We start from the raw sequence: 5,115 nt of genomic DNA on the forward strand, positions 1-5,115 counted from the left end.
ACCAGAATATATTGGAGGCATATGCATGCTTGAAATTACCCTTGATTTCAAAAGTGAAAAAGAGAATCCTTTATACCTCCAATTAGCGTCTTTCTTAAAACAGGAGATGGGTGCAGGCAACATACCGGCTGGAGAAAAGCTGCCTTCTAAAAGAAACTTGGCGATTCATCTAGGAGTGAGTGTAAACACGATCCAAGCTGCCTTCAACCAATTAGTGGCAGAAGGCTATGTCCGAAGTGAACAGCGGAAAGGCTTTTACGTACAGGAGGTAGAAGAGCTGATTGGCGATTCTGTGCCTTCTTCTCAAACCGCTAAGAAAGAGAAGAACCTACAATACAAAATTGATTTCAATTCCGGCCACGTAGACTTGCAGCAGTTCCCTTATTCAGTCTGGCGAAAATTGTCGGTGAAGAGTCTTTATTTGGACGGAAGTGAACTTTTTTACAACGGAAATCCCCAAGGGGAGCCGTGTCTCCGGGAACAAATCGCCCAGTATCTGTTCCAATCAAGAGGGGTTCGGTGTTCTGCAGATCAAATTCTGCTCGGAGCCGGTACGCAAGTGCTGACTGGCTTGTTGTGTATGGTCATCGGAAGAGAGAAGACATATGCGCTGGAGTCTCCAGGGTTCCACCGGACTAGGGTCGCTTTACAAGATCAAGGCGTTGATGTCGAGTTGATTCCGGTTGAAGAAGAGGGCCTATCAGTGAAAGAGTTGGCGAGCAGTAAAGCCGAAGTAGTCTTTGTCACACCGTCCCATCAATTTCCTTATGGCATGGTTATGCCGATTTCTCGCCGGATGGAATTGTTAAACTGGGCTGGAGAACAACATAACTATATTGTCGAAGATGATTACGACAGTGAATATCGCTACAAAGGAAAACCGATTCCATCGCTGCACGGGCTTGATTCCAATGGCCGTGTCATTTACATGGGCACGTTCTCGAAATCGTTGATCCCCTCGATTCGAATCAGCTACCTTGTTTTGCCGTCAAGCTTACTTGAGAAATACCGCACGAATTTTTCCTTGTATAAGCAAACGGTATCCCGTCTTCATCAAGACACGCTGTTCCGCTTCATGAGCAACGGACATTGGGCCACACATTTGAATAAAATGCGGACCTTATACCGGAAAAAGCAGGCTCGGCTGCTGGCAGCAATACAGGAAGATTTGGGCGAATGCGTAACAATCATCGGCGAGAAGTCAGGGTTGCATATCATCCTGAACGTCCAGAATGGCATGTCCGAAAACGAGTTGATCGCAAGCGCCAGCCGGAACGGGGTGAAAGTCTATCCGACTTCGGTGTATTACGGAGGCGAAAGGGAAAGAACGGAACCGGAAGTGCTGCTGGGTTTTGGCGGGTTATCCGAACTTGAAATCGAAGAGGGAATTCGGCTGCTAAAAGAAAGCTGGGGACTTTAATTTAAGTATTGATAACGTCAACACTTATCCAGTTTACATATGACCCCTTATCGGAAGTGGAGAAGCTAAACTAGAGGTTGTCCTTTTGCGGTATTGAAGAATATTTAAAAAAGACTTCCTCTGTTTAGAAGAAGTCTTTTTTTAGTGTAGTATTCATTTAATCTCCTACTACTTAGCAAATTTACCGGACATTCTCCTACAAGCACTGAGAATCCTTGAGAGAAGGAGTACACATTGGAAATAGGATACCTTTTTCTCAAAAGTGTTTATACTTTATACTTTATACTTTATTCTTTTTCTTATTTCCCTGGCTTCTGAGCTTATGCTTTCGTTCTTGTCTGCGATTAATTTCTCGATTATTTCTTCAAGTAAAAAATGTAAGTTTTTATCCGACTCAATAATGTAAATTTCAAGATTGTTATTTAAGATATTAGTAACAGTTTCCCTAATTAGTACCTCTGAATGAGTAGCGCATTTCAAGAGCTGTTCGAAATACCATTTATGGTTTTCTGGATATTGAAGATTTAATAAAGTCTCTTCGATTAATAGAATATCATTTCCCGAAAAGATAGTTTCAGCTGCTTCTTCAGAAGTGCCCCAATCTTCGTCGTCTTCGTCATTTTCGAAAAACACTTCTTCTTTTGAAAGGTTATTTAAGAAATTATCAAATGTATGGGCTACTTCAATAATTTCTTCAGTTTCTGGTTCCAAATAAATCACCGAAGGGTTTACTGAATCCTTTCTGTAATCAAGAGCAAAAAAGCTATTCCCATCTCCGCTGAAAATAAGAATATTTTTCGGAAGATCCCATTCATTAATGAGATAATCTGAATCTAAAATACCACCTTGACCACAACCATATATGTGATTAATCTCAATGTACGCATTGGTTTCAAGATGACTTTTCTTCTTCACTGAATTGTACTGTATAGCACCGCCATTTTGTTCTAAAAGAATCTCTTTATAAGAAGCTGGCAATTCCATATCTAGTTGTTTTTCTGTTTTTTCAATCTCTACTTCTGAAGTTTTTGGTAACTTATAATCATCCTCGACTTCCTTAGCCCATATGTGCATCAAGTAACCTCCTTAGATTCTATTGAATAGTCTTGTTTAATATTGTTACTAACCATAATAAAACAAAATGATTGAAAATATCCGTTTCACCAAAAATAGGAAGTTAAAAAATTTTTAATATCCATACGTTTACATAATGCCGGATTATCGGTAGCTACATTAATAGAAAGGGAAAGAAGAGGTTGCTAACTGCATTCTTCTTTCCCTTTATTTTGAGAATTTGTCTTTTATGAATGATGTGAAACAGCTAATTTAGGATAGAAGAAACTGTGTTTACACTATTAGATCAGTTCGCTCTTGAGGAATGACCTCTGCCACTGTGGAAAAGATCGACACGTTTTAGGGGTTGAGGTACGGGAAGGACAAGAGGGTCGGAATATAGTTTTGGTTGTAGAGAGGGCGTAATAGAATTCTGCGTCATACCCTTTGTTATTGCTAGAATTTAATTGCCACCAATAGCTTTTCAGGGTTTTCTCCTCCGTTCGGATTCACAATCAAAATTAACAAAGCAATCGGATACCACTTCCGTTACCCTGATAGAGAAGAGTAAGTCGCGCACACTTTCTCTCTTTTATAGAAGGAGTGTCGTTATGAACATATTAGAGAAATTTCAAACCGTCATTATTCTAAGCGCAGTTGGACTCGGCCTTTTATTTGGCCAGATCCACTTTTTTGAGCAATACGCCGAATCCTTCATCGTGCCATTTTTATTGCTGATGCTCTATGGATTATTTTTAACCATTCCATTGCAGTACCTGAAGGATGCTTTTGAAAATCGCAAGTTTTTCACTGTCAGTATGCTTATCAATTTTGTCTGGACACCTTTAGTGGCCTGGGGACTTGGGGCGATCTTCCTTGCAGATCATCCAGCCCTGTGGATTGGATTTATCATGCTGATGGTAACGCCTTGTACAGACTGGTACCTCATGTTCACTTCCATTGCCAAAGGGAATGTGCCCTTGTCCACGTCCGTTTTGCCGATTAATTTGATTCTGCAGGTCGTGCTGTTGCCGGTTTACCTATTCATTTTCGCTGGCACAATTGAGCCGATTCCATTGTCGACTATCGGCAAAAGCATTGTCCTCGTACTGGCTATTCCGTTTGCGCTAGCACATTTGACGCGTTATGCCTTGCGGAAGAGAAAAGCCTTCTTGAATGAGAAACTCGTCTCTTTTTTCGCTACCGCACAGATTTTCTTTTTATCTTTGGCGATTATGGCGATATTTGCTTCTCAAGGGAAGTACCTACTTAATAATCTTGAAATCATTTCCATCTTGCTGCTGCCTGTTTTATTGTTCTTTATTATTAATTTTATTTTGGTGCAAACAGCAGGGAAAGCCCTGAAGTTTTCCTATGAAGATACGGTGAGCTTAAGCCTGACGACTATCGCACGTAATTCGCCTGTCTCACTGGCCATTGCAGTTGTCGCCTTTCCGGACCAGCCTCTAATCGCCTTGGCCTTGGTTATCGGCCCGTTGATCGAATTGCCCATTCTAGCACTCGTTTCCCAGTTGTTGCTTTCTCTAAGGAGAGCAAGTATAGGAGAAAGCTAAATATAATATCCGTTTCACAGGCCTAGGTTCGGAGCTTACTTGAAATTAGCCGAGGGCGACATCAAGAATCATCATGATTGTAAACCCAACCATTAAACTCATCGAAGCCAAGTCTGAATTCCCTTTTTCTTGGGAACTTGGAATTACTTCTTCAACGACTACAAAAATCATTGCACCTGCTGCAAAGCTCAATGCATAAGGCAGTAAGGGTTCTATAAACACCACTGCCAGCGCACCGATGATGGCGGCGACCGGTTCAACCATCCCAGAGAATTGACCGTAAAGAAAGCTTTTTCGCCGCGAAAATCCATCGCGTCGAAGAGGCATGGAGACAGCTAGGCCTTCCGGGAAGTTCTGGATACCGATGCCGATTGCCAAAGCAATTGCACCTGCTAGAGAGGCCGACGGAAATCCAGCAGCCACAGCTCCGAATGCCACGCCGATTGCTAGCCCTTCGGGAATGTTGTGTAGTGTAATGGCGAAAACAAGCAAAGAGCTCTTCTTTCTTTTAGCTGAGTGGAATCCCTCAGACTTTTCTAAGGATGCATTTGGATGAAGGTGAGGGAGGATTTTATCTACTGACCATAAAAATATGCCGCCCAGTAAAAAGCCGATGGCCGCAGGCATCCAAGCTGGTAAAGAGCCACCTTCTCCCATATCAATGGCAGGAGCAAGAAGCGACCAATAACTTGCTGCAATCATTACCCCTCCAGCAAATCCAAGCATACTATCCAGGAAACGTTGATTGACGCCTTTTGTAGTAAATACTAACGCTGCGCCCAGTGCCGTCATGCCCCATGTGAATAATGTACCAATAAATGCTTGAACAACTGGATCTAGACCTTTAAACAACTCCATCATATCAATTTTCCTCCTATGAAAAATGTATTTCGAAAAACTTGATGCTATGTTTTGTTTCGAGCAAAAAAAGGTGGGTTCAGTTAATTAAATGCAATAAAAAAAGCTGAGTAAAGCTCACTTCTTCATGAGCTTTACATATCATCTTCTTTTGAAAACCTGTATGGTAACTTGATTTATAAAGCAGCGAGTTATTTGGTGATATAGTCA

General features: G+C 41.6%; 5 protein-coding genes. 2 read left to right on the forward strand and 3 right to left on the reverse strand.

Annotation, left to right across the window (positions count from 1 at the left end; translation table 11 throughout):
- Positions 1-25: 25 nt before the first annotated feature.
- Positions 26-1,420: a MocR-like pyridoxine biosynthesis transcription factor PdxR gene (pdxR, locus tag CW734_RS01095; protein ID WP_101189118.1), complete on the forward strand. Its 1,395-nt coding sequence runs from the start codon at positions 26-28 to the stop codon at positions 1,418-1,420.
- 273 nt (positions 1,421-1,693) lie between these two features.
- Here pdxR and CW734_RS01100 read toward each other — a convergent pair whose 3' ends face one another.
- Both CW734_RS01100 and CW734_RS19865 read right to left on the reverse strand, forming a co-directional pair.
- A complete protein-coding gene (locus CW734_RS01100) occupies positions 1,694-2,494 on the reverse strand; it encodes an SMI1/KNR4 family protein (protein WP_101189116.1) in 801 nt (266 codons plus the stop codon).
- Positions 2,495-2,775: 281 nt separating this feature from the next.
- The gene (locus tag CW734_RS19865; protein WP_101189098.1) at positions 2,776-2,982 is read right to left on the reverse strand and encodes an Ada metal-binding domain-containing protein; all 207 of its coding nucleotides are present in this window, start codon (positions 2,980-2,982) and stop codon (positions 2,776-2,778) included.
- Between the two features lie 102 nt (positions 2,983-3,084).
- Here CW734_RS19865 and CW734_RS01110 point away from each other — a divergent pair, with 102 nt between their 5' ends.
- Complete coding sequence (locus CW734_RS01110) at positions 3,085-4,047, forward strand: arsenic resistance protein (protein ID WP_101189117.1); 963 nt, start codon at positions 3,085-3,087, stop codon at positions 4,045-4,047.
- A gap of 45 nt (positions 4,048-4,092) precedes the next feature.
- Here CW734_RS01110 and CW734_RS01115 read toward each other — a convergent pair whose 3' ends face one another.
- Complete coding sequence (locus CW734_RS01115; RefSeq protein ID WP_068487683.1) at positions 4,093-4,908, reverse strand: ZIP family metal transporter; 816 nt, start codon at positions 4,906-4,908, stop codon at positions 4,093-4,095.
- Between the last annotated feature and the right edge of the window lie 207 nt (positions 4,909-5,115).

Origin of the sequence: Planococcus sp. MB-3u-03 (assembly GCF_002833405.1) — a bacterium.
Taxonomy (GTDB): domain Bacteria; phylum Bacillota; class Bacilli; order Bacillales_A; family Planococcaceae; genus Planococcus.